The sequence below is a fragment of the Rheinheimera fenheensis genome (assembly GCF_039871805.1).
GTDB classification, from domain to species: Bacteria; Pseudomonadota; Gammaproteobacteria; order Enterobacterales; family Alteromonadaceae; genus Alishewanella; species Alishewanella fenheensis.
Map to the genome: position 1 here is coordinate 118,654 of NZ_JBDPJM010000009.1, position 26,727 is coordinate 145,380.

Genomic DNA, 26,727 nt, shown 5'->3' on the forward strand with positions numbered 1-26,727 from the left:
ACTTGCGATAACACCGGGAGTGAACAATACAAAAACATAAAGCAATAAGAACAGCGCGGGTTCAAGCCAGTAAAGCCTGAGAGTATGCTTATAAGAGGCCTGTATTGGCTTCCTTAGGGTCAGCAGCAGGTTTAACAACGACACTACTCCGCTTCGAAACTAATTACCTGGTCTCGTCCAGCCGCCTTAGCACGATACATAGCGACATCTGCATCGGCCAGTAGCTGTTTTAGTACATAGCCGGAGGTGTCAGAACCACTGACACCAAAGCTGGCCGTCAGCGGAAAATCAAAACCACTGTCGCTGCAATCTATGCTGGCAATGGCATCGCGGCAAATCTCAGCTAAAAGTGCGGCTTTATCGGTTTGACAGCCAGGCAATAGCACCGCAAACTCCTCACCGCCAATGCGGCCGAACACGTCGTTATTACGCATAAAGTTGCGGCAGGTTTTTACTACCGCCTGCAGTGCCCAGTCACCCGCAGCATGGCCGTGCGCGTCGTTAATTTGTTTAAAGTGGTCCAGGTCGAACAAGATCAGCGCTACCGGTTTGGCATTTTTATCGCAATAATCCAGCGCTATCTGGGCCTGGTTGTTAAAGTGGTACCGGTTACTGACACCGGTAAGCTGGTCGTATTCGGCAATCTTTTTAAAGCGCTGGCGGCCGGTCATACCACGGTAGGCCAAAACACTGGCCAGCAATAATACGGCGGCTAAAATTAACACTAACAAGCGGTTTTGCCGCGCTTCCTGCTCATATAAATCGCGTTGCAGTGCCAGTACTTCATTATCTTTATCTAATAGGGCAATACGCTGGTTTTTTACTTCTATTTCACCTTTAGCTAAGTTGTATGCCAATAACTGTGCATACAAATCATCTGAATACTCTTTCTGAGTTTTCTGAAAAAGTTCTAAGTAATTTAACGCATCCTGAAATTTTCCTTCTGACTTGAAAATCTCATACAAAGAGCGGCTCGCCTCTATTGCTGGTATTCCTGCAATGCTATCTTTAGACAATACTAACGCCTGTTTTGCAAGCTCAATGGCTTGATCTGTATTACCATTTTCGAAAAACGCAACCGAAGCAAAGGCATTCAGTTTGGCAATCAGGAAGTTGTAGCCAGTAGCGTGGGTTTGATCTTTAAACGAGTAGTAAGCATTAACGGCCTCTTTGTAGCGCCCTTTCTCCGCATTAAACCTGATGATCTCAGTAACGATAAAACCTGCAGGTATGGTCTCATTGTTGTCGATACACAAATCAAGACCCGTTTGGGAGACGTTGTCAAATTCGTATATCGATGCGGTAGCGGCTAATGCTTCAATTTTTTGGGTATATAAACGGCACAGACTGACAGCAGTTATTGGCAATGCATCAATATCTTTCAAGTAATATTGTGCAAGTTCAAACTTCCGTAACTTGATATACAGCAACGCTACTACACCAAGGCGCTGAACTACCGCTTTTTCATCAGTAATAACGGCATTATTGTTCAAAAGCAGCTCAAAATACTCAAATGCAGTTGCATAATCCCGTGCAACTACACTTGAATTGACCAGCAGTGCTATAGCGCGAACTTTAAGATTTTCATCGGTAATAAGCTTTAATCTGCTTTCAAGTACCGTTTTAGTCGCAGCAAAGTTACTGCGCAGAGCATGCTCACTGGCTTGTAACAGCACCAGATAATCAAGCTCTTGCTGGGTTAAATGCTCACTAGCCTGGCTTAGCGCTGCCAGCCGCTGTTGAAACTGGCTAAAATCAGCCAATCGAAGATCATCGAGTCGATTTAGTTCATCAAGATAATTTTGCTTACTTTCCAGAGCGTCTGAACATAAAGCGGCAGTAGCTAAAAGTAACGCAGCTACTGCCGTAAATATCCTGAGCTTTGCAGACATGTTTGATACTAAATTGCTATGGACGCTTTAGACTGCTCGGGTTCGTCGTCTTCATCTGGTTGATCTGGTTTATCTTTGGGTTCCTCAACCGGAAAAATCATACAGACAATTTTATTTTTTACATTTAGCAGCATTTCCAGCTTGGTAATATCGGCATCACGAAGTGCCGCAGCAATATCGGCTGATTCAAGCGACTGGCTGTTTAATGCCGCGACAATATCTGCATTTAACCGGCTATCGGCACCTAGTCGCTCTATTAAACTGATTACGTTATCCATAATATCTCCCTGTTGTTTTTATTAATTTCACGCTAGTAAGGCAAAATAATCGCTCTTGACCATTTATGCAAATGGTATTGCGTTAACCGGCCGTGACAGACAACAGGTATTTTTGCACGCTGTGGCCGTCTGCCCCCGTTGACGTACCAACAAGCACAAAGCCAAGCTTAAGTGCTGACTGTATCGCCGCCTGGTTACCTGCACGAATATGTTTGCTAAAACCGCTAATATTAAGCTCTGTGTGCAGCCAACGTATTAACAGTTGGCTTAGCTCAGTACCAAGCCCCTTGCCCTGCCATGCCGGCAGTAACATACGGCCGATATCTGCTGTGCCCGCTGTTAAATCCAGCTGGTTTATTGCCGCAATACCTACCGGCTGTGCAGTGGCCCGGCACATTACCTTCAAATAAAACCGTGTGGGCGGTTGCTGTCGGGTTAACTCAAGTGCCGCATTAAAGCTGCGCTGTGCCTGACAGGGGGTTAGCTGTGCCCCAACGTAAGACATACAGCCTGGGTTTGTCATTACCGCACAGTACAGCGCCTGATCATCCAGGGCTAAAGCACTTAGCGTTAGCCGTTCAGAATGTGCGTTGCCAAACAGCGCGGTGTCATAGCAATGCTGATGTTGCACCGTTGCCTCAGTGCTCAACAGCTAACAGCTCAAGTTGACGCAACAGCTCGGTATTAACCTGCATCGTTGTGGCAGGCGGAATAACAAGGGTGGTTTTTAAATCCATTTTCGCGTCGGGTAAGGCACTCAGCGGCAGGTATTCAATCCGTGGTTGCTGTATCGGCAAGCAACAGGCTTCATATAAAATCACCTGGTGGTCTTCCGGGTAATAGTCTTTTAACAGGGTCAGTAATACATTGCGATAGGCCGCATCGGTGGAAAACTTTGCCAAAGAGCGATCGCCGGCCACACCCACCTGCCACAGCACTAAATAGGCCGCGGTATCAATGTTACGTTTATAAAACATAAACTGGCTGGTTTCATAGTGCTGGCAGCCATAGGTGCCGGGGTCTATGCCTAAATCGGCATACAGGCAGTCTTCAGCCGATATGCCAGGCTCCATATGGGCGTTATAACCCAGCTCGCGGGCCTGCTTAATGGCATTGTGCGGCACCCAGGCAAATACGCCGGGGTGACCATAAAAAGCACCGACCACTTTTTTACCGGCGGTAACTTCGGCCAGCATAGCAGCGACCATTTCACGGTAAGTGATCATGCGTGATTTACCTTCCTGGTAATACGGCTGCAACGAGCGCACATCGGCGTTCATTTGCTCTATCCATTTTTCGGTAATGCCATCAGCCACCAGCACAAACACCACGTCGGCCTGTTCGATATAACTACGGGAAAGCGGGCTGATATGGCTGCCCAATGTGATGCCGGTGCCTGTACACACTAAACTGCCTTGCACTTGTGCTCCTTGTGCTTTTTTTTCGCTACTATAAGGCCTTAATAACGCAGCGGGCAAGTTATCAGGGTTTTAATTTTTTCAGCTGCTGACGGTTGTAGCGTAAATACTGGCCTTTGCCGGTGTCATCCAGCCAGAACTGCAGGCTTTGCACAAACTCGGCATCGGCATGAATTTGCGGCATTACCGCGTTTATCTGCTCAATCACACTTCTGCCCCAGGCACTGTTACTGCAGCCTATAGCCCCGACAACAGCCTGCTGGTGGTTCTCGGCGATGGGTAATAGCGTAAGCGATGAGCCATTGGTGAGCTGGTAATAACGGCTAATCATGCTGTAATCCACGGTGTAATCCAGCCGCTCTGAGGCAATCATCTGCAAAATGGCCAGTGGGCCGTTATCGCCCGAGCGCACCAGCCGGTTGCCGGGCCGGTTATCCAGGCCTTCAATTAATGGTTGTAACACACCGTAGCGCCGCCCGGCCGGATAGCCAAACTGCAACTGCTCGTCGGCCAGTAAGTCGGCCAGTGGCACCGGCAGTGGGTAACGCTGTTTAATCAGGCTGGCGGTTTTGTCGTTGGTAATAATGTGATGCGGAGTATACACATGGGTTGGCCGGCTGTAATAAGCGCCCTGCTCGCCCTGTGGCTTGGCTATCATACAGGCAAAGCACAGGTTTTCTGAGCGCTCCAGTGCGCGACCAATGCGTGGCTGCGGTAAGACTTCGCGGCGCTTTTTCAGTGCGGGTAAATAGCGGTGCACGCTGTCAATCAGCACATCACATAAGCCCTGCTGCTTATAGGGCCCATCAACGATATGAAATGGCGGCGCGGTATTAATGCCCCAGTTTATCTGCTCGGGTATAGCCTGCGCGTGGGCAAAATTGGCAGCACCTAGCAAACCGCTAACCAATAACATCGATTTATAACGCGGATAACGCAGCATAAAAACCCCGGCTCGATAAATAGCGTTGACAAGGTAGCGGCTTTTTATCTAACGGGCCTGAGCGTTTAATGATATTTGGCTGATAAAAAAAGCCTGTGGTCACACAGGCTTTTGAGGAGCACTTAGCACTCGGATCTAGCGCTTAACGTTTAACCGGGCACTTTTCCAATTGCCACACACGGCTGACGTAGTCTTCAATTGACCGGTCTGAGGTGAATTTGCCGACCGAAGCAGTGTTTAACATGGCCTTTTTCGCCCACAGCGATTTATCGCGATACCACTGGTCAATTTTCTCATGCGCTTTGCAGTAGCTGTCAAAATCGGCCAATACCAGATAAGGGTCACCCCCTTCAAGCAGGCTGCGCTTTATCGCCGACAGCTCGCCCGGCTTACCCGGGGTAAAGTAATCGGTTTCCAGCCAGTCTAAAATGGCTTTTATCTCCGGGTTAGCGTAGTAATAGTCCAGGCTGTTATAGCCCTTGGCATGCAGCGCTTTTACCTCGTCTACGGTTAAACCAAAGATAGCAATATTGTCGCTGCCCACTTCTTCGGCAATTTCAATATTGGCGCCATCCAGCGTGCCTACGGTTATAGCCCCGTTCAGCGCCAGCTTCATATTGCCTGTGCCGGAGGCCTCTTTACCAGCGGTTGAAATTTGCTCTGACACATCGGCCGCCGGGATCATCTTCTCGGCCAGCGTTACGCGGTAGTTGGGCATAAACACCACTTTAAGGCGGTTTTTCACCCGCTTATCGTGGTTAATCTTCTCGGCCACTTTATTAATGGCGTAGATAATTTCTTTTGCCAGCTTATAGCCCGGCGCCGCCTTGGCGCCAAACAGGAAAACGCGTGGCACCATGTCGTAATCGGGCTCCTGCAAAATGCGGCGGTACAGCGCCAGAATATGCAGTAAATTTAAGTGCTGCCGCTTGTATTCATGCAGGCGCTTAATTTGAATATCAAAAATAGCGTGCGGATCGATATCAATATGCGTCAGCTTTTTCACTACGCTGGCAAGCTCGGCTTTATTTTGCTGCTTAATGGCCATAAAGGCATCCTGCACCGCAGCATCATCGGCGTAGGCCGCAAACTTCGACAGCTGCTTTAAATCGGTTGGCCAGTCGCTACCAATATGTTTATCCAGCAGGTTAGCCAGCTTGGGGTTACAGGCTTTTAACCAGCGCCGCGGCGTAACGCCGTTAGTGACGTTGGTAAATTTATCCGGCCATAGTGCCACCATCTCAGGAAACAAGTCAGATTTCACCAGCTGTGAGTGGATCTCAGCTACGCCATTAACGCGGAACGAGCCGACCACCGACAAATGCCCCATGCGTACCATGGGCTCATGGCCTTCTTCAATAATCGACAGCTTGCGCTTTTTCTCGTTGTCGTTTGGCCACAGCACATCAACCTGCTCAACCAGGAAGCGACGGTTAATCTCGTAAATAATTTCTAAATGGCGCGGCAGCACTTTTTCAAATAAGCGTACCGGCCATTTCTCTAATGCTTCTGGCAGCAGGGTATGGTTAGTGTAGGCAAATACCTGCTGACAGATAGCCCAGGCCTGGTCCCACTGCATTTCTGCCCGGTCAACTAAAATACGCATCAGCTCCGGAATCGCCACCGCCGGGTGGGTGTCGTTTAACTGTACCACCACCTGCTTGGTAAAATCGCTCCAGTCATCGCCGTGCGCCCGCTTATAACGGCGGATAATGTCTTTAAGTGAACAGGAAACAAAAAAGTACTGCTGAATTAAACGCAGCTCTTTACCGGCGTCGGTTTCATCATTCGGGTATAGCACCTTAGAAATGGTTTCGGCTTCGATATTCTCGCGCGCCGCGTCAATATAACCGCCCGAGTTAAACACGTCCCAGTTGAAGAAGTCACTGGCACGGCTTTCCCACAGCCTGAGTACATTTACCGAGCTGCCGTTATAGCCCACCACCGGAATATCCCAAGGCACACCTTTAATAATACGGCCCGGGTGCCAGACTTTTTTCATCCGGCCTTGCAAGTCGTAAACCGTCTCGACATAGCCATACACCGAAATTTCCTGCACTGACTCTGGCCGGCAGATCTCCCAAGGGTTGCCGTACTCACGCCAGCTGTCTGGCCGCTCTATTTGCCGGCCATCCTGAAAGCTTTGCTGGAATAGGCCGTGCTCATAATGAATACCATAACCAATGGCCGGGTAGTTTAAGGTGGCCAGTGAATCGATAAAACAGGCCGCCAGCCGGCCCAAACCGCCGTTACCCAGCGCCATGTCTTCTTCCTGATCTTCCAGATCAGCGATATTCAGCCCCAACTCTGACAGTGCCTGCTTCGCCTGGGCATACAGCCCCAGGTTGTGCAGGTTGTTGCTGAACAAACGCCCCATCAGGTATTCCAGCGAAAAATAATGCAGCGCGCGGGTGTTTTTCTCATAATGCGTACGCTGAGTATTACGCAGGCCATCATAGACCTGCTCATTCACTGCGGCGCAAGTGGCGCGCCACCAGGCTTGCGGGCTGGCTTTGTTGACATCGGTGCCTAAAGTGGCATGCAGATGGCGGATAATTTGCTGTTTTAATTGTTCAGTGCTGGTTTGCTCCAGCGCCGGAGCAGCAGCGGTTGCGTGTTTTTTCATGACCGATCCTGATAATGTGCTGCCCGGGCGGGCAGCAGCAAAGCGTTATATGTAACATAATTACAAAAACATACCTTAAATCGGCGTTCAAGGCAAAAACTACGGCAGTGAATGTAATTTAATTACAGTTAAATTCACTGCAGATTCAGTAACTTAGCTATTACTGAATACGTATTCAACAAATGCCTTGGCATCATGCTCTAACTGCAGCAAATGCGCCTGGTCGACAAAACTCTCTAAATAAATTTTATACGCATTTTCAGTGCCGGATGGCCGGGCGGCAAACCAGCCGTTTTGCGTCACCACCTTAACACCGCCAATATCGGCGTTATTACCCGGTGCTTTGCTCAGCACCGCCAAAATCGCATCGCCAGCCAACGTTTTTTGCGCCACGCTACTGACATCCAGTTTTTTCAGCGCGGCTTTTTGTGCTGCCGTAGCCGGTGCATCTAAACGGCGATACAGCGGCGAACCCAGCTCTTTTGTTAAGCCCTGATACTGCACATAGGGATCGACGCCGGTTTTAGCCAGCATTTCTGCCGCTAACAGGCCAAGAATAATGCCGTCTTTATCGGTAGACCAGGTAGTACCATCCAGCCTTAACATACTGGCGCCGGCGCTTTCTTCCCCACCAAAGGCAATAGTGCCCTGATGCAGGCCGTCGACAAACCATTTAAAACCAACCGGGACTTCAAGCAGTTGTCTGCCCCGCGCCGCCACAACCCGGTCAATTAACGCGCTGGACACCAACGTTTTACCAATCGCCAGGCTGGGGTCCCAATTTGGACGGTTGGCCAGCAAATAATTTATTGCCACCGCCAGATAATGGTTCGGGTTCATCAGGCCGCCACTGCGGGTAACAATGCCGTGGCGGTCGAAATCCGGATCATTACCTATACCGATATCAAACTGATCTTTGAGCTGAATCAGGTTGGCCATGGCATAGGCCGACGAGCAGTCCATACGGATTTGGCCGTCTTTATCCAGGGGCATAAAACCAAAGGCCGGGTCAATTTTGTCGTTGACTACGGTGATGTTCAGGCCATAACGCTCGGCAATACGCGGCCAATAAGCCAGACCCGAGCCACCCATCGGATCGACACCAATTTTAATACCGGCTTTAGCGATAGCCGCCATATCAATAACGTTTTCTAAATCATCCACATAATGCTGGATATAGTCGATATGCTGGCAATAACCAGACTGCAGTGCCAACGCATAGGGCTGCATTTTCACGCCTTCTAAGTCTTTGCTTAAAAGCTCATTGGCACGCTGCTCTATCCAGTTTGTCACGTCAGTATCGGCGGGCCCGCCATGCGGTGGGTTGTATTTAATGCCACCGTCCTGCGGCGGGTTGTGCGATGGTGTAATCACTATGCCATCGGCCAGTTGTGCGCTGGCACCTTTGTTTTGCGTTAAAATGGCGTGCGAAATCACCGGTGTTGGCGTATAGCCTAAGTCTTTTTGAATACACACCTGAATTTTGTTGGCAATTAGCACTTCCAGTGCGCTGGCAAAAGCGGCTTCAGATAAGGCGTGGGTATCTTTGCCTAAAAACAGCGGCCCGGTAATACCCTGCTTTTTGCGATAATCGGCAATAGCCTGACAAATGGCCAGCACATGAGGTTCATTAAAGGAGCAGCTTAGCGCGCTGCCGCGATGGCCTGAGGTACCAAACGCCACTTTGTGCTCAGGCCGGGTGTGTACATCAGGCTCCAGCACATAGTAGGCAGTCATCAGACGGCTGATATTGGGCAGCTGCGATGGCGGCACCTGTTGGCCGGCCAGCGGGTGTAAAGACATAGCATTTCCTTTTACAAAAAATCGCGGATACGTTCGGCGTCCTGTTCACTATAGCCAAGTTTCAGCGCGGTCTCGGTTAACATCATCTTTTTACGCGTGGTGTTGGAGTTAGTGATCACCCAAAACTCGGTATTGGGGATTTGTTTGGGGTTAGTGCTACTGCCTGCTTCAGATAACTCGGCAGCACTGCGGCCAAAATACAGCCTGTTACGGCCTTTAATGTCCAGCACTTTGGCAAACTGCTTTTTATGCGCCCGCGCCAGCACCGACAAAATAAACAAAAACCGCCCTACCACGCTTTGCTCTGCCTGCAAATCTTGCCGGTTTATTAAGTCAAAAATATTACTTTGCACGGCCGGCGTCGCGGCAGGCTCAACCTTGTCAGTCGGTACTGCAGCAGGCTTGGTGGACGAGAGCGGCGCATCGCCTAATAGTAAACGGCGCAGTATTTCAGACGCACTTTCACCAATTTTCTGCGTCTGGCCGGCGATGTATTGATAGAGTTCGTCGTCTATTTCGATGGTTTTCATATATTTAATCCGCGCACTTAAGTTGGCCTCATTATATAAAGCCTTACCGACTGACGCCAGCAAGATGATTTGCTAGACTAGCGCCTGGGTTAACTAAATGTATTTTCTATGCTTTTACACACAGAATTAACAGGTCAGCCGGACCAGCCAGCCGTGGTGCTAATTCATGGCCTGTTTGGCAGCTATGAAAACTTAGGCGTAATTGCCCGCAGCTTAAGCGAGCAATACCAGGTAGTGAATGTCGATGTGCGTAACCATGGCCGCTCCGGCCATAGTGCTGACATGAGCTATCGCCAGATGGCAGATGATTTAGCGCAAACACTGGATGCGCTTGAGCTTACACAAGTGGCGCTGCTGGGCCATTCGATGGGTGGTAAGCTGGCGATGGCCTTTGCGCTGTTACACCCAGAGCGGGTAACGAAACTGATTTTGGCCGATATTGCGCCGGTAGCCTATCCACCGCGGCACAATAGCATTTTTGCTGGCCTTGAAGCAGTAGACTTAGCACAGTTAACCAGCCGGGCTGAGGCCGATACACAGCTGGCTGAATATATAAACGAGGCTGGCGTTCGGCAGTTTTTGTTAAAAAGTCTGGTTAAAGATAACGACAGCTTTTACTGGCGCTTTAATTTAGCAGCGCTTAAAGCCAATTATGCCGCGCTGATTGGCGAGCCGCTGGTGCAAGGGCAATACAGCGGACCGGTGCTGTTTATCAAGGGTGGCGACTCTGACTATATTTTGCCCGAGCATCGCCCGGCCATTTTGCAGCTGTTTCCACAGGCACAAGCGAAGATTATTCAGGGTACTGGCCATTGGCTGCACGCCGAAAAGCCGGCCGCCTTTACTAAGCTGGTACAAGACTTTTTATTGAGCTAACGCACTAAATTTTTTCGCTAATTGTGCTATAGTGCGCGCACTTTTTTTACGGCAGGTAGCTCGTTATGTCTTTTGAGCAGTTTGAGACACTGAGTTTATGGCTTGGCCTGGGTATTTTGTATGTTTTTATCGTACTGGCGATTCGCGACGTACTGAAAAAAAGCAATGCACCCAAACTGGGGCAATTCTTTGTCTGGCTGGTACTGTTTTTATCACCGGCGGTATTTATTATCAAAAGCATAGTGCCCTATTTTCTTGAGTAGTAAGGTTGGTTAAATGGCGAAAATTGCCACTGATCGCACTACGATTGATTTGTTTGCACAGGATAAGCGCCCGGGTCGGCCAAAAACCAACCCACTGCCCCGGGAAGAGCAACTGAAACTGAATAAGCGCAACCAGATCAAGCGTGATCGCAGTAAAGGCTTAAAACGCATTGAGTTTAAAGTGTCCGACCAACTGTATAACGCCTTAAGTCAGCAGGCTGACCAAGCCAACCTGACCCGCAGCGCGTATATAGAGCAGATTCTGACGCAAGTTTTAACCAGGTAAGAAGGTTAGATTGAATGGCAACTGTAGGCATTTTTTTCGGTAGTGATACCGGTAACACTGAACATATCGCCAAGATGATCCAGAAAGAGCTGGGTAAACACTTGTTCGACGTGCGCGATATTGCCAAAAGCAGCAAAGAAGATATCGCTGCGTTTGATTTATTGCTGCTGGGTATTCCTACCTGGTATTACGGCGAAGCCCAGTGCGACTGGGATGATTTTTTCCCGGAGCTGGAAAACATCGACTTTAACAACAAACTGGTGGCCATTTTTGGCTGTGGTGATCAGGAAGACTACGCTGAATACTTCCTTGATGCCATGGGCACGCTGCGCGATATTATCGAGCCCAAAGGCGCCATTATTGTTGGCCACTGGCCTACCGCCGGCTACAACTTTGTGGCATCAAAGGCCCTGGTAGACGATAAGCACTTTATCGGCCTGGGCATTGACGAAGACCGCCAGCCAGAGCTGACCGAGCAACGGGTCAAGCAGTGGTGTAAGCAAATTTATGAAGAAATGAGCTTAAAAGAGTTCGAAGGCTTGTAAGACATGAAAACCGGCAAGTTGCCGGTTTTTTTTATTTCTGAGTTTAGCCTGGTCGGTATTTGGCTTTTTTACGCACATACAAGGTGCGGTTTACTTCAGCGACAATCTGCCCTGTGTGATCTTTAATATGCACCAAAAACTGCGGAAAATGTTTATCGCCCGACTCGGTGGCGGCTTTGATTTCATCTACACTGCTATCTGACAACCAAAACTCCGCGCTAAGACGGCCCTTCCCTGGTTTAATAAAATCAATATCGGCTTGTTTGTCCCATACCAGATACTCTTTACCCAGCGCGCCCATCAGCATTAACGGATAAATAGGATCGGTCATCGCAAACATACTGCCACCAAACTGGGTGCTGTTAATGTTGCGCGTCCAGGGCCGGCCTTTTAACTCCACCCGGCAGTAGCGGTAATCGTTACTCAGCTGTGCCACTTTAATACCGGGAAAGAAAAACGGTGGCCAAAAATTTAGTAAGTGCCGCATTACAGCGGGGTTAAATGCCCATTTCATTGAAAACGCTCTGGTATGACCTGTTTTGCTTATTGTACTTTGCTGCATCCTGCATACAAGTAGCAGCAGGCAAAGTAGCTTAACTATTTTTGCCATTTCATTCTGTGGCTAATGTCTTTATAATCTTTGGCATATCTAATTTACGAGTATCGATAGCTATGTCAGATCACAACAGCGAATTACGTAAAGCCGGCCTTAAAGTGACACTGCCGCGGGTTAAAATTCTGGAGATCCTGCAAGATCCGAAGAATCAACACATCAGTGCCGAAGACGTATACAAGCTGTTGCTGGAAATTGGCGAAGACATTGGTCTGGCAACAGTGTACCGGGTACTTAACCAATTTGATGATGCCGGCATTTTAACCCGTCACCACTTTGAGGGCGGTAAATCGGTATTCGAACTGACCGGCGGCAGCCATCACGACCACCTGGTGTGTTTAAAATGCGGTAAGGTTATTGAATTTGAAGACGATGTTATTGAAGCCAAACAGCTGGAAATCGCTGAAAAGAACGGCATCAAATTAACCCATCACAGCCTGTACCTGTACGGTGAGTGTAAAGATACTGTGCAGTGTAAGAAAAACAGCGAAGCAAACTAAGGCTGACGAACACCAACAAAAGGCACCTGCAGGTGCCTTTTGTTTTTCCACGTCACAGCTCATAAACCGCTTAAACGGCAGCGCTGTTAATACGCGCCATACACAGGGCGCTAACGTAGTTGCCGTACTGAAAAGCAAAATCTGACAGCTCTGCCTCAACTTCAAAACCAAAGCGCTCGTACAACGCAATGGCGACTTCGTTGCTACTGTATACTGTCAGCTCCAGCCGGCGGATATTCAGCCACTGATCAGACAGCTCTAACGCAGAGCGCAGCAAGGCTGAACCGATGCCCTGGCCCTGGTAATCTTCTGCTACACCCATGCCAAGCTCAGCCACATGCCGGCGTCTGGGATTTTGGCACACCTGTAGTCCTAACTGCCCTACCACTTTGCCCTCAAGCTCGGCTACCAGGTTATAAAACCCCGCGCCGGCGTTATACAGTTTTTGCCAGTTTGCTACCGGCTGATAAGGCAGTTGCAGCGTATTGGCATACACACTGGGCTGGTCGTAAATGGCTTTAATGGCATCAATATCAGCAGGTTCAGCATGGCGGATCAGAACGGGCATAGCAGCATCCTTGTAATGGTCGGTGTTTATCTTAAGCGGCTAACCGCTAAAGCAACAAGAGGCAGACATAAAAAAGCCGGCGTTACGCCGGCTAATTTTATAACAGTGCGCTTTACAGCTGCTGCTCCAGCTCTGGCAGCACAGTAAATAAATCGGCTACCAGGCCATAATCCGCGACCTGGAAAATCGGCGCTTCGGCGTCTTTGTTAATAGCAACGATGACTTTGGAGTCTTTCATACCGGCCAAATGCTGAATAGCACCGGAAATACCGACAGCGATATAAAGCTCAGGCGCGACGATTTTACCAGTCTGGCCAACCTGCATATCGTTTGGTACAAAGCCGGCATCGACAGCAGCGCGCGAGGCGCCAATAGCCGCGCCCAGTTTATCGGCAATACCGTTTAACAGCGCAAAGTTCTCGCCATTTTGCATACCACGACCGCCAGAAATCACTACCCGCGCCGCTGTAAGCTCTGGCCGCTCTGATTTGGTCAGCTCGGCACCAACAAAGGCAGAAACGCCCAGGTCGTGCACGGCAGACACCGCTTCAACCGGTGCCGCGTTACCGGTTTTGGCGGCAGCGAAGGCAGCCGGACGCACCGTCAGCACCTTAATCGCATCAGCAGATTTTACCGTGGCAATAGCATTACCGGCATAGATCGGCCGCACAAAGGTATCGGCGCTTTCAATAGCAATCACGTCTGAGATCTGCGCCACATCTAACAGTGCCGCCACCCGTGGCAGGAAGTTTTTACCTGTAGTGGTAGCTGCGGTTAAAATATGGCTGTAGTTTTTACCTAGCTCAGCCACCAAAGCCGCAATATTTTCTGCCAGCTGATGCTCGTAAGCGGCGTTATCGGCCACTAACACCTTGCCAACACCGGCAATTGTCGCCGCTTCGTTAGCCGCAGCGGCGCAGTTAAAGCCGGCGACCAGAACCGTGATATCTGCACCAATGGCGGATGCCGCCTGCACAACTTTATGCGTTTCCGCTTTCAGGCTCTGATTGTTATGCTCTGCAATGATTAAAATCGCCATTAGATCACCTTCGCTTCATGCTTTAATTTATCAACGAGCTCTGCTACCGACTCAACTTTAATACCACCCTGACGTACCGCCGGCGCGGTAACTTTAAGCACGCTTACCGCCGAATTTAACGACACGCCGTAGCTGTCGGCCGCTTTAACCTCTAATGGTTTTTTCTTGGCTTTCATAATATTGGGCAAAGACGCATAACGCGGCTCGTTTAAGCGCAAGTCAGTCGAGACCACTGCAGGCAATGTCAGCTGTACGGTTTGCAAACCACCGTCAATTTCACGGGTTACCGCGACTTTGCCATCAGCTAAGGTAACCTTTGAAGCAAAGGTACCCTGCCCCATGCCAGTCAACGCTGCCAACATCTGGCCGGTTTGGTTGTTGTCAGAGTCAATCGCTTGCTTGCCTAAAATTATCAGGCCTGGCTGCTCTTCTGCGACCACTTTGGCCAGCAGCTTTGCTACTTGCAGTGAATCCAGATTCAATTCAGTATCAATATGCAATGCACGGTCAGCCCCCAGTGCCAATGCCGTACGCAGCTGCTCTTGTACAGCGTTGCTACCAATGGACACCACAACAACTTCGGTGGCACTACCGGCTTCTTTTAAACGTACAGCTTCTTCTACTGCAATCTCACAAAATGGGTTCAGGGCCATTTTGACATTGGCTAAATCAACACCTGTTTGGTCGGCTTTTACCCGCACTTTTACGTTGTAGTCTATTACCCGTTTTACCGGTACCAGTATTTTCATAAGTTCCTCGTTCTTGTGCCGCACCCGGCCATGACACCTGCCAAGTTTACGTTAAGGTAAAGCAATAAAAGGTTATTGAGCGACAATCTACTTACTGTTGACGTTAACGTCAACCTGCAATACCCTAAAGGCCCCAATAAAAGCGGCGTCTGCTGTAAATATTAAACTCCAAGAGGTCAGTGCTGTGGAAAGAGAATCAATGGAATTCGATGTAGTGATCGTAGGCGCCGGTCCGGCCGGTTTAGCCACCGCGATCCGCTTAATGCAACAGGCAAAAGCCGCCAACACAGAACTGACCGTGTGTGTAGTAGAAAAAGGCTCGGAAGTTGGCGCGCATATTTTATCCGGTGCCGTGTTTGAACCGCGCGCATTAAATGAATTGCTGCCCGACTGGCAACAACAAGGCGCTCCGTTGACGGCAGAAGTAAATCAGGATGATATTTACCTGTTTAAAAACGCTGAGCAGGCCAGTAAGCTCCCCGGCTTTATGGTGCCCAAAACCATGCACAACCACGGCAACTATATCGTTTCTGCCGCCAATTTATGCCGCTGGTTAGCGCAGCAAGCCGAGCAGCTGGGCGTGGAGATTTTCCCCGGCTTCGCTGCCAGTGAAGTGTTGCTGGAAGATAACGTGGTAAAAGGCATTCTGATTGGCGATATGGGGCTTGATAAAGACGGCAAACCAAAAGACAGCTTTGTCCCGGGTATGGAGCTGCGGGCTAAATACACGGTGTTTGCCGAAGGTTGCCGTGGCCATTTGGGCAAGCAGTTAATTAAACAGTTTGCTCTGGATGACGGTAAATCGCCGCAGCATTATGCGCTGGGCTTTAAAGAAATTTGGGACGTGCCGGCAGAGCAACACAAACAGGGTTTAGTCGTTCACTCCGCCGGCTGGCCGCTTGATAATGATACCAGCGGCGGCGGTTACTTGTACCATGCTGAGAACCAGCAAATAGTGGTTGGCCTGATTGTCGACTTAAACTACAGCAACCCGCATTTAAGCCCGTTTGAAGAGTTTCAGCGCTATAAACAGCACCCTGTTATCAGCCAATATTTAACAGGCGGTAAACGGGTGAGCTATGGTGCCCGCGCCATTGCCAAAGGCGGCCTTAATAGCCTGCCAAAAATGAGCTTTAACGGTGGCTTACTGGTAGGCTGCGATGCCGGCACGTTAAATTTTGCCAAGATAAAAGGTAACCATACCGCAATGAAGTCGGGCATGTTGGCGGCTGAAACCCTGTTTAGCGCACTGTCACAAGGTGATGAAGGCGGTAACGATTTAACCGGTTTTGCCGATGCGATTAAAAATAGCTGGCTATACGATGAGCTGTACCGCTCACGTAATTTCGGACCGGCGCTGCATAAATTCGGCACCTTTTGGGGCGGTGCCTTTAATACTCTGGAGCAAAACTGGTTTGGTGGTAAACTGCCGTTCACTTTAAAAGACGACAGCCTGGATCATGCCCAGTTAAAGCTGGCCAGCGAAGCGCCGGTAATTCACTACCCCAAACCTGACAATGTATTAAGTTTTGACCGCTTATCGTCGGTGTATTTATCAAATACTAACCACGAAGAAGAGCAGCCGTGTCATTTAAAACTGAAAGATGCGCAGATCCCAATTAGCGTTAACCTGCCCAAATACAATGAACCGGCACAGCGGTACTGCCCGGCAGGTGTTTATGAAATTGTGCAGGATGAAAACAGCGAGCCACGTTTTCAAATTAATGCGCAAAACTGCATTCACTGTAAAACCTGCGATATTAAAGATCCGGCACAGAATATTACCTGGGTAACACCAGAAGGCGCTGGTGGACCAAACTATCCCAATATGTAATTTTCAGGCTTGGCCTGCTTACTACTAAGCAGGCCAATATTATTTAAGCCATTGTTTTAGCTTGTGCTATTGTTATGTCTCCTACCTAATAATCTGCTTACTTTTTTCATTATTTGATTGCCTTAATTTTCAGCAGCAACTACCTTTAGTACTGACCGTTTTGCAATATTGTGCAGTAATGCCTCGACAGAGACAGGAAGTAGCCTGATGACCAATAAAATGAAAACTGAGCTGACACCACAAGATGATGTCGTAGTGGTAAAAACCGCGCTGAAAAAAAGCACACCGCCTACATTACCTCCGTCTTTTGCCAGTGACCGTTACATGTACTTTACCGAGCGAGACCTGAACAAAATTCTGACCAATTTAGATGCACTGCGCAGCAGCGTATTTCCAACACCAAACCCGGACAATGAAATTCAAAGCCGCAAACAACAACATTTTCCGTCGGTGTGTTTAATTGGCCTTGGCCGCTGCGGGTCAAATATTGCGCTGGATGTGGCTTCACTGGTGTATAACGCGCGCAATTTTTACTTAAATGAATTTAATAACGAAGAAAAGCAAAACCGCGAGCAGGAATACCGGCCGATGCGCTGGATAAAGCGCAGTCTGCATTTAGCTACAGAGCAAGCGATTAAGCCGGTGTTTTTAATTGAACCGCTGGTGATGTTAGGCGATTTGGACAAAGACATTGAAGGCCGCATTCGTTTTTCGCATAAGGGTGAAAAAAGCGGCTTTTTACATGACTACACCAAAATGAAAATTATGGATCTGTCTGAAGTGCATGCCGGTGGTGCCGGCAATGCGCCTATTTTGGGCCAATATCTGGCTAAGATTATCCTCAATAAAGATACCCAACGTTTTGCCAACGCCGATTGGAAGTTTATTCACTCCTACCTTATTGATTCTTGTGGCATTAAAGCTAACCAATCACGGCTGTATTTCTATATTTTCAGCGCCGGCGGTGGTACCGGCTCGGGGATGGCATCAGAGTTTGGCCTGGCGCAGCAATATGCTTACATGAGTAAAACCTTCGACACCCGCATGATGGCCGAGGACGAAGAAAACCGCGGTCATTCCTTTGTGTTTGAACCGATATTTACCAGTGGTATTTGTATTTTGCCGAACATCTCCGACCATGGTGTTGAAATGTCAGAAGCGCTGCATATCAACGCCGGTCGCTTATTGTGTAAATATCTGGCCGAAGAGTGGGATTTCTCTTACAACTTTGACAACGAAGATAGCAGCGAGTCCAGCGTCATGCACCGCATCCGCCCCTGGAATGCGATGATGCTGATTTCAAATGACATTATGCGCTATGCCGAAGAAACCGATGACGGCGGTATTCAGCACATTGATGTTAATGCCATGGAGAAGTACGCCAATCAGTACATTTCGCAGCAAATCTTTAATATTTTAACGGCCCAGGCGGTCACTACCGACTACGACGAAAACTATTTCCGCCGTGCGGGTATTGATATTGGTGAAACCATACGGCTGGACGCCAATGACTTGTTTATGAGCCTGGCCGGCCCTGTCGCCGTGGCATATGCCGAATCGGTGGTGCCGACAGATAACAGCGGTGAGAAACTAAAACTCTTCGATAAGGGTACCACTGGGCTCAATATCGACGATCTGTTTTTCCGCTCAATTGACCTACCGCATTTTAATAAAGTGACCCAGGCGATTGAGGGTATCAGTCTGCTACCGATTGAATCGGGCCGTTATCGCGAAACCTTAGCCAACTATGTGAAAAACGGCTATAACGCAGCCGAGCTTAAAGATCTGCATTTCTTTAAGAACTGCTCGTCAGTGGTGTCTATCGTGTCGCTGCCAAAAGACTATAAACTGTCTTACATGGACTTAAACCGGCTGAAGTCGCATTTAAATGCACTGTTCCCCAACACCACGTTAAAACGTTATGCACTGGTTATTGGCGCGTCTGCCAATATCTCCCTCACCACACTGATCGTAAAAAGCCCCTGTTTGAGTGATGATTTCTTAACGCTGATTGTCGCCTTTATCAAGCGCTGCTTTGCTAAAGACAACTTCCGCTTTGATGAGCAACTGGATAAAGCCATGCTGGACTTTATCCGCGCTGATGAGTTTGATGAACAGCGGTTGGATGAGATGCTGCATGAGTTTGAAAACCCGGCCAAGATTCTCGACACCAACTGGTATGCCATTAAGCCAATGTACGAGAAAAAATACCGCGAGCTTATCCACAACAAAGACAAGTTTGTCTCAATTAACGATATTCGCTTAAGCCGCGACAGTGTGAAAAAAGCCATAAAATACCTGCGGGAAATTTACCGGCATAAAATCAGTAAAACCAAGGTTATATCGCTCAACAGTACAGCGACAACCAAACAAAGCAGTAAAGTACCGCCTCAGAGTGAGGAAAAGTAGCGTAAATCAGCACCGCGTTTTAACTGCTAAAACAGACCCGCCTGCCGGGTCTGTTTTTTATCTGCCTTAAGGTAAAGACTGGCCACGGCGGCTAACGTACAACTGATACCAATGCTCCCGGCTAAGGGTAATATCAACTGCCTCTGCGCAAGCAGCGATGCGCGCGGGCTTAGTACTGCCAATAACCGGCTGCACCTTGGCGGGATGTCGCATCAACCAGGACAGCACTATGGCTTCACGGCTGCAGCTGTAATGCTCTGCCAACTGCGCGACCAATAAGGCTGTCGCTTCATCTGCTTGCTGAGGCTGGTCACTACTGTAACGGCCCTGCGCCAGACTACCCCAACTTTGCAGTTGCACACCGTGCAGCGCACAATATTCCAGCGTGCCATAACCAAAATGATGCTGGGCACCTTGCGCCATACCGGTTAGCACGGTTTCCTCCAACCAGTCGATGTCGGCCAGACTCATTTGCAGCTGATTAACCAGCAACGGCTGAGATAGTGCTTGCTGCAGATATTGCATTTGCGCCCAGCCCATATTAGACACACCAAAATGCCTTACCTTACCCTGCTGACGCAACTGCTCAAACGCCTGCGCCACTTCCTCCGGCTGCATTAAGGGATCAGGCCGGTGTAACAACAGAATATCCAGATATTCCGTTTGCAAACGGCGCAGGCTTTGCTCAACGCTATGTACAATATAAGCTGCAGAAAAGTCATACCGGCCAGGCCCTTGGGCATCAGCGAAACGGATTGCGCATTTGCTTTGAATAAACAGCTTGTCGCGCTGCTGCGGTGCCTGTTGCAGATAATCACCGAACACCTGCTCAGCTTTACCCAGGGTATAAATATCGGCATGGTCAAAAAAATTAATGCCGTGGTCCAGCGCGGCATCTATGGCTGAAAACGCCTGCTGCCGCTGCTCAGCGGTGGTGCTCTGGTTATCCCAGCTGCCACCAAAACCCATACAACCCAGCACCAGACGACTTATGCCAGGCAACTGCTTTTCTAATGAAAACATCGCAACCTCTATTGGTTAAAACAGCGCTCAGTGTAGCGAAAAAATGGCTAAACCCCTACACTATAGCCACTTTATGTTTTTGGGATGAGTACAACGAATGTCTGAGCTGCCGCTATACCGGTTAAATAAATTTATCAGTGATACCGGCATATGTTCGCGCCGTGACGCCGACAAATATATCGAGCAGGGTCAGGTTAGTGTAAATGGTGTAGTAGCCAGTGTAGGCACCAAAGTCGGCGCAAATGATACCGTATTGATCAACGGCAAACCGCTGCCAGATAAACCGAAGCGGGTCTATTTGGCTTACCATAAGCCGGTTGGCATTACCTGCACCACAGAGCGGCATATACATGGCAATATTATCGATGCCATTAAATACCCTCAGCGCATTTTTCCTATCGGCCGTTTGGATAAACCATCAGAAGGCTTAATATTTCTGACCAATGATGGTGATATCGTGAATAAAATCCTGCGTGCGGGAAATGCTCACGACAAAGAGTATGTGGTGACCGTGAACAAACCCATCACAGAGCGCTTTATTCAGCAAATGAGCAAAGGAGTGCCAATACTGGACACTGTTACCCTGCCCTGTGTCGTGACACAAAAATCCAAACAAAGCTTTACCATCATATTGCAGCAGGGGCTAAACCGGCAGATCCGCCGCATGTGTGAATATCTGGGTTACGAGGTACAAACGTTAAAACGCACCCGTATTATGCACATTCGCCTGGCGGGGTTAAAACCCGGCCAGTGGCGTCTGCTTGAGGATATCGAAATAAAAATGCTGGAAGCACAGTTATTGGACTCCAGCAAAACGGCCAGTTTTGCCGGCCCCGCCGACAGTTTTGACGACTAGAAGGCAGGCTAATGAGCAGCATAAAATTGCCATTTTATGTAAATTTACTGGCCGGCCCGTTACTGTTTTTGGCCGTGCTGCTTAGCGAGCCCGTGTTTGCCGGCATGTCAGATAACGCCTGGTTAATAACAGGTCTAACCGCCTGGATGGCTTGGTGGTGGATAACCGAGCCGGTGCCGATTCCGGTAACTGCTTTACTGCCAATAGTGTTAGTGCCGCTACTGTCGCTGGATAGTGTCGGCAATGTCACAGCCCCTTATGCCCATCCGCTGATTTTTTTGTTTCTCGGTGGCTTTATGCTGTCTATTGCCATGGAGCGTTGGAACCTGCATAAACGCATCGCCTTATGCACCATGTTACTGGTCGGCAGTAAGCACAGCCAGCAAATTGCCGGCATAATGCTGGTTACGGCGTTTTTATCGATGTGGATGTCAAACACCGCCACCGCCGTGATGATGTTGCCGATTGGCTTGTCTATTATTGCCATGCAGCAGGAGCAAGGCTTAACTGATGACAAATTTGCCAAAGCCACTCTGCTCAGTATTGCCTATGCCGCCAGTATCGGCGGCGTTGCCACCCTGATTGGCACACCGCCGAATGCCCTGCTGGCGGCTTATCTTGAGCGCACTTATCAGATCCAATTGAGCTTTAGTGACTGGATGCTGTTTGGTGTACCACTATCGGCAAGCCTGTTGTTGGTGTGCTGGTTATGGCTCACGCAGGTTCACTTTAAGTTGGATAGCAGCAAAGCCGTAGACGCTTCAGTCTTATACCGGCAAAAACTGTCGGCGCTGGGTGCGATGCAAAGTGCTGAGAAACTGGTGTTACTGATCTTCACCCTGGCAGCGCTAAGCTGGATGTTTCGGGGCTCATTAAGCAGGCTTACAGGCATCGCCCTGGATGATACCTTAATTGCGATTTTTGCTGCCAGCCTGCTGTTTATTGTGCCGGTATCATTAAAAACCGGCCAGCGCATTTTACAGTGGCAAGACTGCCAGCAATTGCCTTGGGGCGTACTGCTGCTGTTCGGTGGCGGCCTGACCCTGGCCGGACAAATTGACAATTCTGGATTGTCAGCTTATATCGCCGGGCAAATTGGTCAGCTTGGCCAACTTAACTTGTTGCTGCTGATTGTATTGGTCACCACAGTGATTATCTTTTTAACTGAAATTACCAGTAACACAGCCACCGCTGCTGCTTTCTTGCCCCTGTTAGGGCCTGTTGCCGTGTCGCTGAATGCACCGGCGGCTATGCTGGTTATCCCTGCTGCGGTGGCGGCCAGCTGCGCCTTTATGATGCCGGTGGCCACACCACCTAATGCGATTGTATTTGCCTCAGGTAAGCTAAAAATTATTGATATGGTAAAAGCCGGTCTGGTGCTTAATCTGGCAGGTATAGGCTTGATCACTTTAGCTGTGTGGTTTTTAGCTCAGCGTATTTTTACGTTTTAACGCTCATTTTTACGCGCGAATGCTATGAGCAAGCGTTAGAGAAACAAAAACGCAGCCACTGAGCTGCGTTTTTGTTTATTTGGAGCGAGTAACGAGGTTCGAACTCGTGACCTCGACCTTGGCAAGGTCGCGCTCTACCAGCTGAGCTATACTCGCGAAATCTGGTTAGTGTCTAATGGTGCCCGGGGCCGGACTTGAACCGGCACGGGGTTTCCCCCGAGGGATTTTAAATCCCTTGTGTCTACCGATTTCACCACCCGGGCAGACAACTTTTCTGTATTGTAACTTTTTAGCTATGTTATGGAGGCGGGTCCCGGAGTCGAACCGAGGTGGACGGATTTGCAATCCGCTGCATGGCCACTCTGCCAACCCGCCAAACAAGCAATTTATACTCTTTGTAAGAGTTGGAGCGAGTAACGAGGTTCGAACTCGTGACCTCGACCTTGGCAAGGTCGCGCTCTACCAGCTGAGCTATACTCGCATGCTTTTGGCCATCTGCCTTAACACGAGACGCATTCTACTGTTTTAATTGTGTCAGTCAATAATAAATTTTTTCTTTTACAACTGACTGATTAAAATTTGACTGCATTGGTTTAATTAGCAGCAAAAACAGCGATTAATGCACCAGATCGCGCCAGGCAGCTTTTAAATACACCGCCATAGACCACACCGTTAATAAGGTAGCAATGTAAAGCAGCAGCATACCGGCTGGTGTAAACCAGCTGACCAGCCAGTGCTCTGGCCGCCAGATCAAACCAATTAATGCCAGCATTTGCGCAATGGTTTTATACTTGCCCAAATTAGACACTGCGACATTGGCGCGTTTACCGAGTTCTGCCATCCATTCGCGCAGCGCCGAAATAACTATCTCCCGACTAATCATAATAATGGCCGGTATTGTTACCCATAACGACAGACTATCGACCGCAATCAGTACCAAGGCAACAGCCACCATCACTTTATCGGCCACCGGATCTAAAAAAGCACCAAAGGGCGTAGATTGTTGTAAACGCCGGGCCAGATAACCATCCAGTGCATCCGTAATCGCCGCTAACCAAAACACAAAGGCCGCCCAAAAACGGGCATTTTCAATACCTGAATAAAAACAAAAAATAAAAACCGGAATTAAAAACAGGCGAAACAGGGTTAACAGATTGGGAATATTCCACATCTTAGAATTCTCTACAGCATCTATGCCGCTATGCTACTTGTTATGACAGGCCTGGTAAATCTTTTCTGCCTGCGCCTTAGATATACCGGGTACCGAACTCAATTCAGCCACAGAGGCCCGCATTACGCCCTGTAGCCCACCTAAATATTGCAACAAGGCCTGCCGTCGTTTCTCACCAATACCTTTTATTTGCTGCAACGGACTTTGCAACATGGCTTTGCCGCGTTTACTGCGATGCCCGGTAATAGCAAAACGGTGCGCTTCATCCCTTATTTGCTGAATTAAATGCAGCGCCGGCGCATCATCGGCCAGGTTAATACTGCGCCCTGCATGCGCCAATATCAGTGTCTCCAGCCCGGGCTTGCGGCTAGTGCCCTTCGCCACCCCAACCAACAGCGGCGTTTTTTCATGCGGCCAGTCACTAAAAAAGTCAGTCGCCACGCCCAGCTGCCCTTTGCCACCGTCAATAAAAATGACATCGGGTATGCTCTGCAGCTCTTGCAGCTTGCCATAACGTTTCTCTAAGGCAAAACGCATGGCACCGTAATCATCACCCGCGGTAACGCCAGTGACATTATAGCGCCGATACTGATTTTTATTTGGCCCCTGGCCGTCAAATACCACGCAAGATGCGATAGTCGCCTGCCCCATGGTATGGCTGATATCAAAACACTCCATTCGCATGATAGGCTGGTCCAATTGCAGCAGTTGCTGCAATTGCCGATAGCGCAGCGCCATTTTTTCACTCAGCGACTGTTTAGTGTCACAGGATAACTGAGCGTTTTTCTGTGCCAAGCTTAAGTACTGGGCTTTTTCACCACGCTGGGCATAAGTCAATTTTACCTTGCGCCCGGCCACTTCGCTGATTGCCTGCTCTACCTCAGCCTGCTCGGTCAGCTTTTTGCCAATGATAATGTCCCGCGGTGTCTGCTGTGCGCCGTAGCCATCAAGGTAAAACTGCAACAAAAACGCGGTAAGAATTTCATCCTCGCAGGTGTCGCTGGGCACTTTAGGAAAATACGCTTTACTGCCCAGCACCTTTTGCTCACGAACAAACAGCACATGTACTGCAGCCACACCGTGCGAATAGGCAAAACCTATCACGTCCATTTCGTCATGCTCACCACTGACGCTTTGCTGCTCCTGCACTTTTCTCAGTGCAATAATTTTATCGCGTAGCTGGGCGGCCTGTTCAAACTGCAACTGCTCGCTGGCAGTGCTCATCTGCTGCACCAAGTCATCAATAACCTGCTGATCTTTACCTTGCAAAAACAAACTGGCCAGCTTTACCTGCTGTTGATAGTCCTCGTCGGATATTTTGCCCACACAGGGGGCAGAGCACAGCTTCAGCTGATATTGCAGGCACGGCCGGGTGCGCGCGCGGTAAAAACCGTCTTCGCACTGGCGGATAGGAAATATTTTCTGCAGCGTTTTCAGGCTTTGCCATACGGCGCTGGCGTTAGGATAAGGGCCAAAATACTGGCCTGCTGTTTTACGTGGCCCGCGATGAGAGCTGATGCGCGGGTGTTTATGGTCACTGATCAAAATATAGGGGTAAGATTTATCATCCCGCAGCAGCACGTTATAGCGCGGCATAAATTGTTTGATCAGGTTATTTTCCAGGATCAGCGCTTCGGTTTCGCTGTGTGTAAGCGTGAACTCAACCTGCGCTATTTGGCTGACCAAAGAGCGGGTTTTCACACTGTCGACCTGAGCACGAAAATAGCTGCTTAGCCTGGCACGCAAGTCTTTGGCTTTACCAACATAAATGACCTGATTGCCGGTGTTTAACATACGGTAAACACCGGGTTGTCGTGGTACTTTGGCTAAAAAGGTTTTGGCGTCAAACATCAGGCTTTAGCGATGTCGATCATTCCGTGGCGCAGGGCAAGGTGCGTCAGTTCAACGTCCCCACTGATGGCCAGCTTTTCAAACATGCGATAGCGATAAGAATTTACCGTTTTGGCGCTGACATTAAGCTGCTCAGCGATATCGGTCACTTTTTGTCCCTGGGTGATCATCATCATGATCTGTAATTCACGATCAGATAAATCATCAAAGGGGTTAGCACTGTGGTTGTTCACTTTACTCAGCGCCATTTTTTGTGCGACTTCATCAGAGATATGCCGCACGCCGGAGTACACCTTACGGATAGCCGCGACCATTTCACGCGGGGGTGAATTTTTTGAAATAAAACCCGCCGCGCCCAGTTGCATTACCTTAGTGGGTACCGGTTCTTCACAGGACACTGACAGTGCCAGCACCTTGATATCCGGACAGTAATGCAAAATGCGCTTGGTTGCTGTCATACCGCCCATGCCGGGCATGTTCATATCCATCAGCACAACATCGGGTTCGTGTTGACGGCAAAATTGCAGTGCTTCTTCGCCAGAGCCAGCTTCGCCTATCACCTTGATACCGCGCTCATCCATTAGTATGCGACTGATCCCAGTTCGTACAAGCTCGTGGTCATCAACTAACAGAATGTTAATCAATTTCGCTTCTCCGCTTCACTGGTTTTTAGAATTATTATTGAGGTTTAGCATAGCCGAGCCACGCCACTTTTGCTAACCCTAATATGCCGATAATATCAGTTTTGACCGGTTGCTGTGCAGTGTGCCAGAAAGGTTAACATTATGAAACTAAAGTTTAATTAACAGGCGATAAAAATAGAGGTTTTGTTGATTTTAAGGCTGGATGTAACGTGGCGGAGGGAGAGAGATTCGAACTCTCGGTGGGCTATTAACCCACGCCGGTTTTCAAGACCGGTGCATTAAACCGCTCTGCCATCCCTCCGCGTTACAGGGCGCATATTAAAAACAGCCTGCGGCTTTGTAAAGGGCTTTTTTGTCAATTTCAACCGTTTGCCTAGTAAATCAACAACAAAGCCAGTATTTAAACAAATTTAACCCTAAAAGTCCGGGGAGGTCTAACCGGTTTTGCTAAAAACAAAAAACCACCGCTAGGGTGGTTTTAATGGCGGAGGGAGAGAGATTCGAACTCTCGGTGGGCTATTAACCCACGCCGGTTTTCAAGACCGGTGCATTAAACCGC

25 protein-coding genes and 5 tRNA genes are annotated in these 26,727 nt (G+C 49.0%); 9 read left to right on the top strand and 21 right to left on the bottom strand.

All coding sequences use genetic code 11. The features are described 5' to 3' along the window. Positions 1–143: 143 nt before the first annotated feature. The 8 genes from ABGI61_RS13135 to seqA form a co-directional block, all read right to left on the bottom strand. Positions 144–1,763 carry a GGDEF domain-containing protein gene (locus ABGI61_RS13135; protein ID WP_347601803.1) on the bottom strand — a complete coding sequence of 540 codons (1,620 nt, stop codon included), beginning with the start codon at positions 1,761–1,763 and terminating at the stop codon, positions 144–146. A gap of 137 nt (positions 1,764–1,900) precedes the next feature. Beyond that, positions 1,901–2,170, bottom strand: a complete 270-nt coding sequence (locus ABGI61_RS13140; protein ID WP_347601805.1) for a hypothetical protein — start codon at positions 2,168–2,170, stop codon at positions 1,901–1,903. Positions 2,171–2,252: 82 nt separating this feature from the next. Beyond that, the gene (locus ABGI61_RS13145; RefSeq protein ID WP_347601806.1) at positions 2,253–2,819 is read right to left on the bottom strand and encodes a GNAT family N-acetyltransferase; all 567 of its coding nucleotides are present in this window, start codon (positions 2,817–2,819) and stop codon (positions 2,253–2,255) included. Beyond that, positions 2,809–3,591 carry an SAM-dependent methyltransferase gene (locus ABGI61_RS13150; RefSeq protein ID WP_347601807.1) on the bottom strand — a complete coding sequence of 261 codons (783 nt, stop codon included), beginning with the start codon at positions 3,589–3,591 and terminating at the stop codon, positions 2,809–2,811. Before ABGI61_RS13150 ends, ABGI61_RS13145 begins: the two co-directional genes overlap by 11 nt. A gap of 61 nt (positions 3,592–3,652) precedes the next feature. Further along, positions 3,653–4,531, bottom strand: a complete 879-nt coding sequence (locus ABGI61_RS13155) for a hypothetical protein (protein ID WP_347601809.1) — start codon at positions 4,529–4,531, stop codon at positions 3,653–3,655. A gap of 142 nt (positions 4,532–4,673) precedes the next feature. Next, complete coding sequence (locus tag ABGI61_RS13160; protein ID WP_347601811.1) at positions 4,674–7,157, bottom strand: glycogen/starch/alpha-glucan phosphorylase; 2,484 nt, start codon at positions 7,155–7,157, stop codon at positions 4,674–4,676. Positions 7,158–7,310: 153 nt separating this feature from the next. Beyond that, positions 7,311–8,960, bottom strand: coding sequence for a phosphoglucomutase (alpha-D-glucose-1,6-bisphosphate-dependent) (pgm, locus tag ABGI61_RS13165; RefSeq protein ID WP_347601813.1), 1,650 nt, complete (start codon positions 8,958–8,960; stop codon positions 7,311–7,313). 11 nt (positions 8,961–8,971) lie between these two features. Then, entirely contained in the window at positions 8,972–9,490 is a 519-nt protein-coding gene (seqA, locus tag ABGI61_RS13170; RefSeq protein ID WP_347601815.1) for a replication initiation negative regulator SeqA, read from the bottom strand. A 108-nt stretch (positions 9,491–9,598) separates the two neighbouring features. Between seqA and ABGI61_RS13175 the strand changes: the two genes are divergently transcribed. The 4 genes from ABGI61_RS13175 (at position 9,599) to fldA (ending at position 11,460) form a co-directional block, all read left to right on the top strand. After that, the gene (locus tag ABGI61_RS13175; protein WP_347601817.1) at positions 9,599–10,366 is read left to right on the top strand and encodes an alpha/beta fold hydrolase; all 768 of its coding nucleotides are present in this window, start codon (positions 9,599–9,601) and stop codon (positions 10,364–10,366) included. A 65-nt stretch (positions 10,367–10,431) separates the two neighbouring features. Continuing rightward, positions 10,432–10,629 (top strand): DUF2788 domain-containing protein, encoded by a 198-nt coding sequence (locus ABGI61_RS13180; RefSeq protein WP_347601819.1) that lies wholly within the window; start codon positions 10,432–10,434, stop codon positions 10,627–10,629. Positions 10,630–10,642: 13 nt separating this feature from the next. Beyond that, complete coding sequence (gene ybfE / locus ABGI61_RS13185; RefSeq protein ID WP_347601821.1) at positions 10,643–10,915, top strand: LexA regulated protein; 273 nt, start codon at positions 10,643–10,645, stop codon at positions 10,913–10,915. A 14-nt stretch (positions 10,916–10,929) separates the two neighbouring features. Next, entirely contained in the window at positions 10,930–11,460 is a 531-nt protein-coding gene (gene fldA / locus ABGI61_RS13190) for a flavodoxin FldA (protein ID WP_347601823.1), read from the top strand. A 43-nt stretch (positions 11,461–11,503) separates the two neighbouring features. Here the strand turns inward: fldA and ABGI61_RS13195 are convergent, their stop codons facing one another. Then, on the bottom strand, positions 11,504–11,974 hold the full coding sequence (locus ABGI61_RS13195; protein ID WP_347601825.1) for a DUF4442 domain-containing protein: 471 nt from the start codon (positions 11,972–11,974) through the stop codon (positions 11,504–11,506). A gap of 158 nt (positions 11,975–12,132) precedes the next feature. Here ABGI61_RS13195 and fur point away from each other — a divergent pair, with 158 nt between their 5' ends. Then, on the top strand, positions 12,133–12,573 hold the full coding sequence (fur, locus tag ABGI61_RS13200) for a ferric iron uptake transcriptional regulator (RefSeq protein WP_008222646.1): 441 nt from the start codon (positions 12,133–12,135) through the stop codon (positions 12,571–12,573). Positions 12,574–12,643: 70 nt separating this feature from the next. On the opposite strand, the gene ABGI61_RS13205 is transcribed toward fur, so the two are convergent. From ABGI61_RS13205 to ABGI61_RS13215, 3 genes are all read right to left on the bottom strand, one after another. Further along, a complete protein-coding gene (locus tag ABGI61_RS13205; protein WP_347601827.1) occupies positions 12,644–13,141 on the bottom strand; it encodes a GNAT family N-acetyltransferase in 498 nt (165 codons plus the stop codon). Between the two features lie 112 nt (positions 13,142–13,253). After that, positions 13,254–14,180: an FAD-binding protein gene (locus ABGI61_RS13210; RefSeq protein ID WP_347601829.1), complete on the bottom strand. Its 927-nt coding sequence runs from the start codon at positions 14,178–14,180 to the stop codon at positions 13,254–13,256. Beyond that, entirely contained in the window at positions 14,180–14,929 is a 750-nt protein-coding gene (locus ABGI61_RS13215; protein ID WP_347601831.1) for an electron transfer flavoprotein subunit beta/FixA family protein, read from the bottom strand. Before ABGI61_RS13215 ends, ABGI61_RS13210 begins: the two co-directional genes overlap by 1 nt. 199 nt (positions 14,930–15,128) lie before the next feature. Here ABGI61_RS13215 and ABGI61_RS13220 point away from each other — a divergent pair, with 199 nt between their 5' ends. Both ABGI61_RS13220 and ABGI61_RS13225 read left to right on the top strand, forming a co-directional pair. Beyond that, complete coding sequence (locus tag ABGI61_RS13220; protein WP_347601833.1) at positions 15,129–16,763, top strand: electron transfer flavoprotein-ubiquinone oxidoreductase; 1,635 nt, start codon at positions 15,129–15,131, stop codon at positions 16,761–16,763. A gap of 324 nt (positions 16,764–17,087) precedes the next feature. Beyond that, positions 17,088–19,172, top strand: a complete 2,085-nt coding sequence (locus tag ABGI61_RS13225) for a hypothetical protein (RefSeq protein WP_347601848.1) — start codon at positions 17,088–17,090, stop codon at positions 19,170–19,172. 66 nt (positions 19,173–19,238) lie between these two features. Here ABGI61_RS13225 and ABGI61_RS13230 read toward each other — a convergent pair whose 3' ends face one another. Beyond that, on the bottom strand, positions 19,239–20,195 hold the full coding sequence (locus ABGI61_RS13230) for an aldo/keto reductase (protein WP_347601835.1): 957 nt from the start codon (positions 20,193–20,195) through the stop codon (positions 19,239–19,241). Positions 20,196–20,292: 97 nt separating this feature from the next. Here ABGI61_RS13230 and rluF point away from each other — a divergent pair, with 97 nt between their 5' ends. After that, positions 20,293–21,051 carry a 23S rRNA pseudouridine(2604) synthase RluF gene (gene rluF / locus ABGI61_RS13235; protein ID WP_347601837.1) on the top strand — a complete coding sequence of 253 codons (759 nt, stop codon included), beginning with the start codon at positions 20,293–20,295 and terminating at the stop codon, positions 21,049–21,051. An 11-nt stretch (positions 21,052–21,062) separates the two neighbouring features. Continuing rightward, positions 21,063–22,502, top strand: a complete 1,440-nt coding sequence (locus tag ABGI61_RS13240) for an SLC13 family permease (RefSeq protein WP_347601839.1) — start codon at positions 21,063–21,065, stop codon at positions 22,500–22,502. 80 nt (positions 22,503–22,582) lie between these two features. Here ABGI61_RS13240 and ABGI61_RS13245 read toward each other — a convergent pair. From ABGI61_RS13245 to ABGI61_RS13280, 8 genes are all read right to left on the bottom strand, one after another. After that, positions 22,583–22,658: transfer RNA gene (locus ABGI61_RS13245), tRNA-Gly, on the bottom strand. A gap of 20 nt (positions 22,659–22,678) precedes the next feature. Then, positions 22,679–22,765 (bottom strand) — tRNA-Leu (locus tag ABGI61_RS13250). Positions 22,766–22,803: 38 nt separating this feature from the next. After that, a tRNA-Cys gene (locus ABGI61_RS13255) sits at positions 22,804–22,877 on the bottom strand. A gap of 30 nt (positions 22,878–22,907) precedes the next feature. Continuing rightward, a tRNA-Gly gene (locus ABGI61_RS13260) sits at positions 22,908–22,983 on the bottom strand. Between the two features lie 135 nt (positions 22,984–23,118). Continuing rightward, complete coding sequence (pgsA, locus tag ABGI61_RS13265; protein WP_347601841.1) at positions 23,119–23,673, bottom strand: CDP-diacylglycerol--glycerol-3-phosphate 3-phosphatidyltransferase; 555 nt, start codon at positions 23,671–23,673, stop codon at positions 23,119–23,121. Positions 23,674–23,706: 33 nt separating this feature from the next. Further along, positions 23,707–25,524, bottom strand: coding sequence for an excinuclease ABC subunit UvrC (gene uvrC, locus ABGI61_RS13270; protein ID WP_347601843.1), 1,818 nt, complete (start codon positions 25,522–25,524; stop codon positions 23,707–23,709). Further along, the gene (uvrY, locus tag ABGI61_RS13275; RefSeq protein ID WP_347601845.1) at positions 25,524–26,168 is read right to left on the bottom strand and encodes a UvrY/SirA/GacA family response regulator transcription factor; all 645 of its coding nucleotides are present in this window, start codon (positions 26,166–26,168) and stop codon (positions 25,524–25,526) included. Before uvrY ends, uvrC begins: the two co-directional genes overlap by 1 nt. A gap of 210 nt (positions 26,169–26,378) precedes the next feature. Further along, a tRNA-Ser gene (locus ABGI61_RS13280) sits at positions 26,379–26,469 on the bottom strand. Positions 26,470–26,727: the final 258 nt, after the last annotated feature.

What these genes read in the sequence shown, in the direction of transcription:
- ABGI61_RS13140 (WP_347601805.1), bottom strand. Translation starts at nt 2,170, where the DNA reads ATGGATAACGTAATCAGTTTAATAGAGCGACTAGGTGCCGATAGCCGG.
- ABGI61_RS13155 (WP_347601809.1), bottom strand. Translation starts at nt 4,531, where the DNA reads ATGCTGCGTTATCCGCGTTATAAATCGATGTTATTGGTTAGCGGTTTG.
- ABGI61_RS13160 (WP_347601811.1), bottom strand. Translation starts at nt 7,157, where the DNA reads ATGAAAAAACACGCAACCGCTGCTGCTCCGGCGCTGGAGCAAACCAGC.
- pgm (WP_347601813.1), bottom strand. Translation starts at nt 8,960, where the DNA reads ATGTCTTTACACCCGCTGGCCGGCCAACAGGTGCCGCCATCGCAGCTG.
- seqA (WP_347601815.1), bottom strand. Translation starts at nt 9,490, where the DNA reads ATGAAAACCATCGAAATAGACGACGAACTCTATCAATACATCGCCGGC.
- ABGI61_RS13175 (WP_347601817.1), top strand. Translation starts at nt 9,599, where the DNA reads ATGCTTTTACACACAGAATTAACAGGTCAGCCGGACCAGCCAGCCGTG.
- ABGI61_RS13180 (WP_347601819.1), top strand. Translation starts at nt 10,432, where the DNA reads ATGTCTTTTGAGCAGTTTGAGACACTGAGTTTATGGCTTGGCCTGGGT.
- ybfE (WP_347601821.1), top strand. Translation starts at nt 10,643, where the DNA reads ATGGCGAAAATTGCCACTGATCGCACTACGATTGATTTGTTTGCACAG.
- fldA (WP_347601823.1), top strand. Translation starts at nt 10,930, where the DNA reads ATGGCAACTGTAGGCATTTTTTTCGGTAGTGATACCGGTAACACTGAA.
- ABGI61_RS13195 (WP_347601825.1), bottom strand. Translation starts at nt 11,974, where the DNA reads ATGAAATGGGCATTTAACCCCGCTGTAATGCGGCACTTACTAAATTTT.
- fur (WP_008222646.1), top strand. Translation starts at nt 12,133, where the DNA reads ATGTCAGATCACAACAGCGAATTACGTAAAGCCGGCCTTAAAGTGACA.
- ABGI61_RS13205 (WP_347601827.1), bottom strand. Translation starts at nt 13,141, where the DNA reads ATGCCCGTTCTGATCCGCCATGCTGAACCTGCTGATATTGATGCCATT.
- ABGI61_RS13210 (WP_347601829.1), bottom strand. Translation starts at nt 14,180, where the DNA reads ATGGCGATTTTAATCATTGCAGAGCATAACAATCAGAGCCTGAAAGCG.
- ABGI61_RS13215 (WP_347601831.1), bottom strand. Translation starts at nt 14,929, where the DNA reads ATGAAAATACTGGTACCGGTAAAACGGGTAATAGACTACAACGTAAAA.
- ABGI61_RS13220 (WP_347601833.1), top strand. Translation starts at nt 15,129, where the DNA reads ATGGAATTCGATGTAGTGATCGTAGGCGCCGGTCCGGCCGGTTTAGCC.
- ABGI61_RS13225 (WP_347601848.1), top strand. Translation starts at nt 17,088, where the DNA reads ATGTACTTTACCGAGCGAGACCTGAACAAAATTCTGACCAATTTAGAT.
- ABGI61_RS13230 (WP_347601835.1), bottom strand. Translation starts at nt 20,195, where the DNA reads ATGTTTTCATTAGAAAAGCAGTTGCCTGGCATAAGTCGTCTGGTGCTG.
- rluF (WP_347601837.1), top strand. Translation starts at nt 20,293, where the DNA reads ATGTCTGAGCTGCCGCTATACCGGTTAAATAAATTTATCAGTGATACC.
- ABGI61_RS13240 (WP_347601839.1), top strand. Translation starts at nt 21,063, where the DNA reads ATGAGCAGCATAAAATTGCCATTTTATGTAAATTTACTGGCCGGCCCG.
- pgsA (WP_347601841.1), bottom strand. Translation starts at nt 23,673, where the DNA reads ATGTGGAATATTCCCAATCTGTTAACCCTGTTTCGCCTGTTTTTAATT.
- uvrC (WP_347601843.1), bottom strand. Translation starts at nt 25,524, where the DNA reads ATGTTTGACGCCAAAACCTTTTTAGCCAAAGTACCACGACAACCCGGT.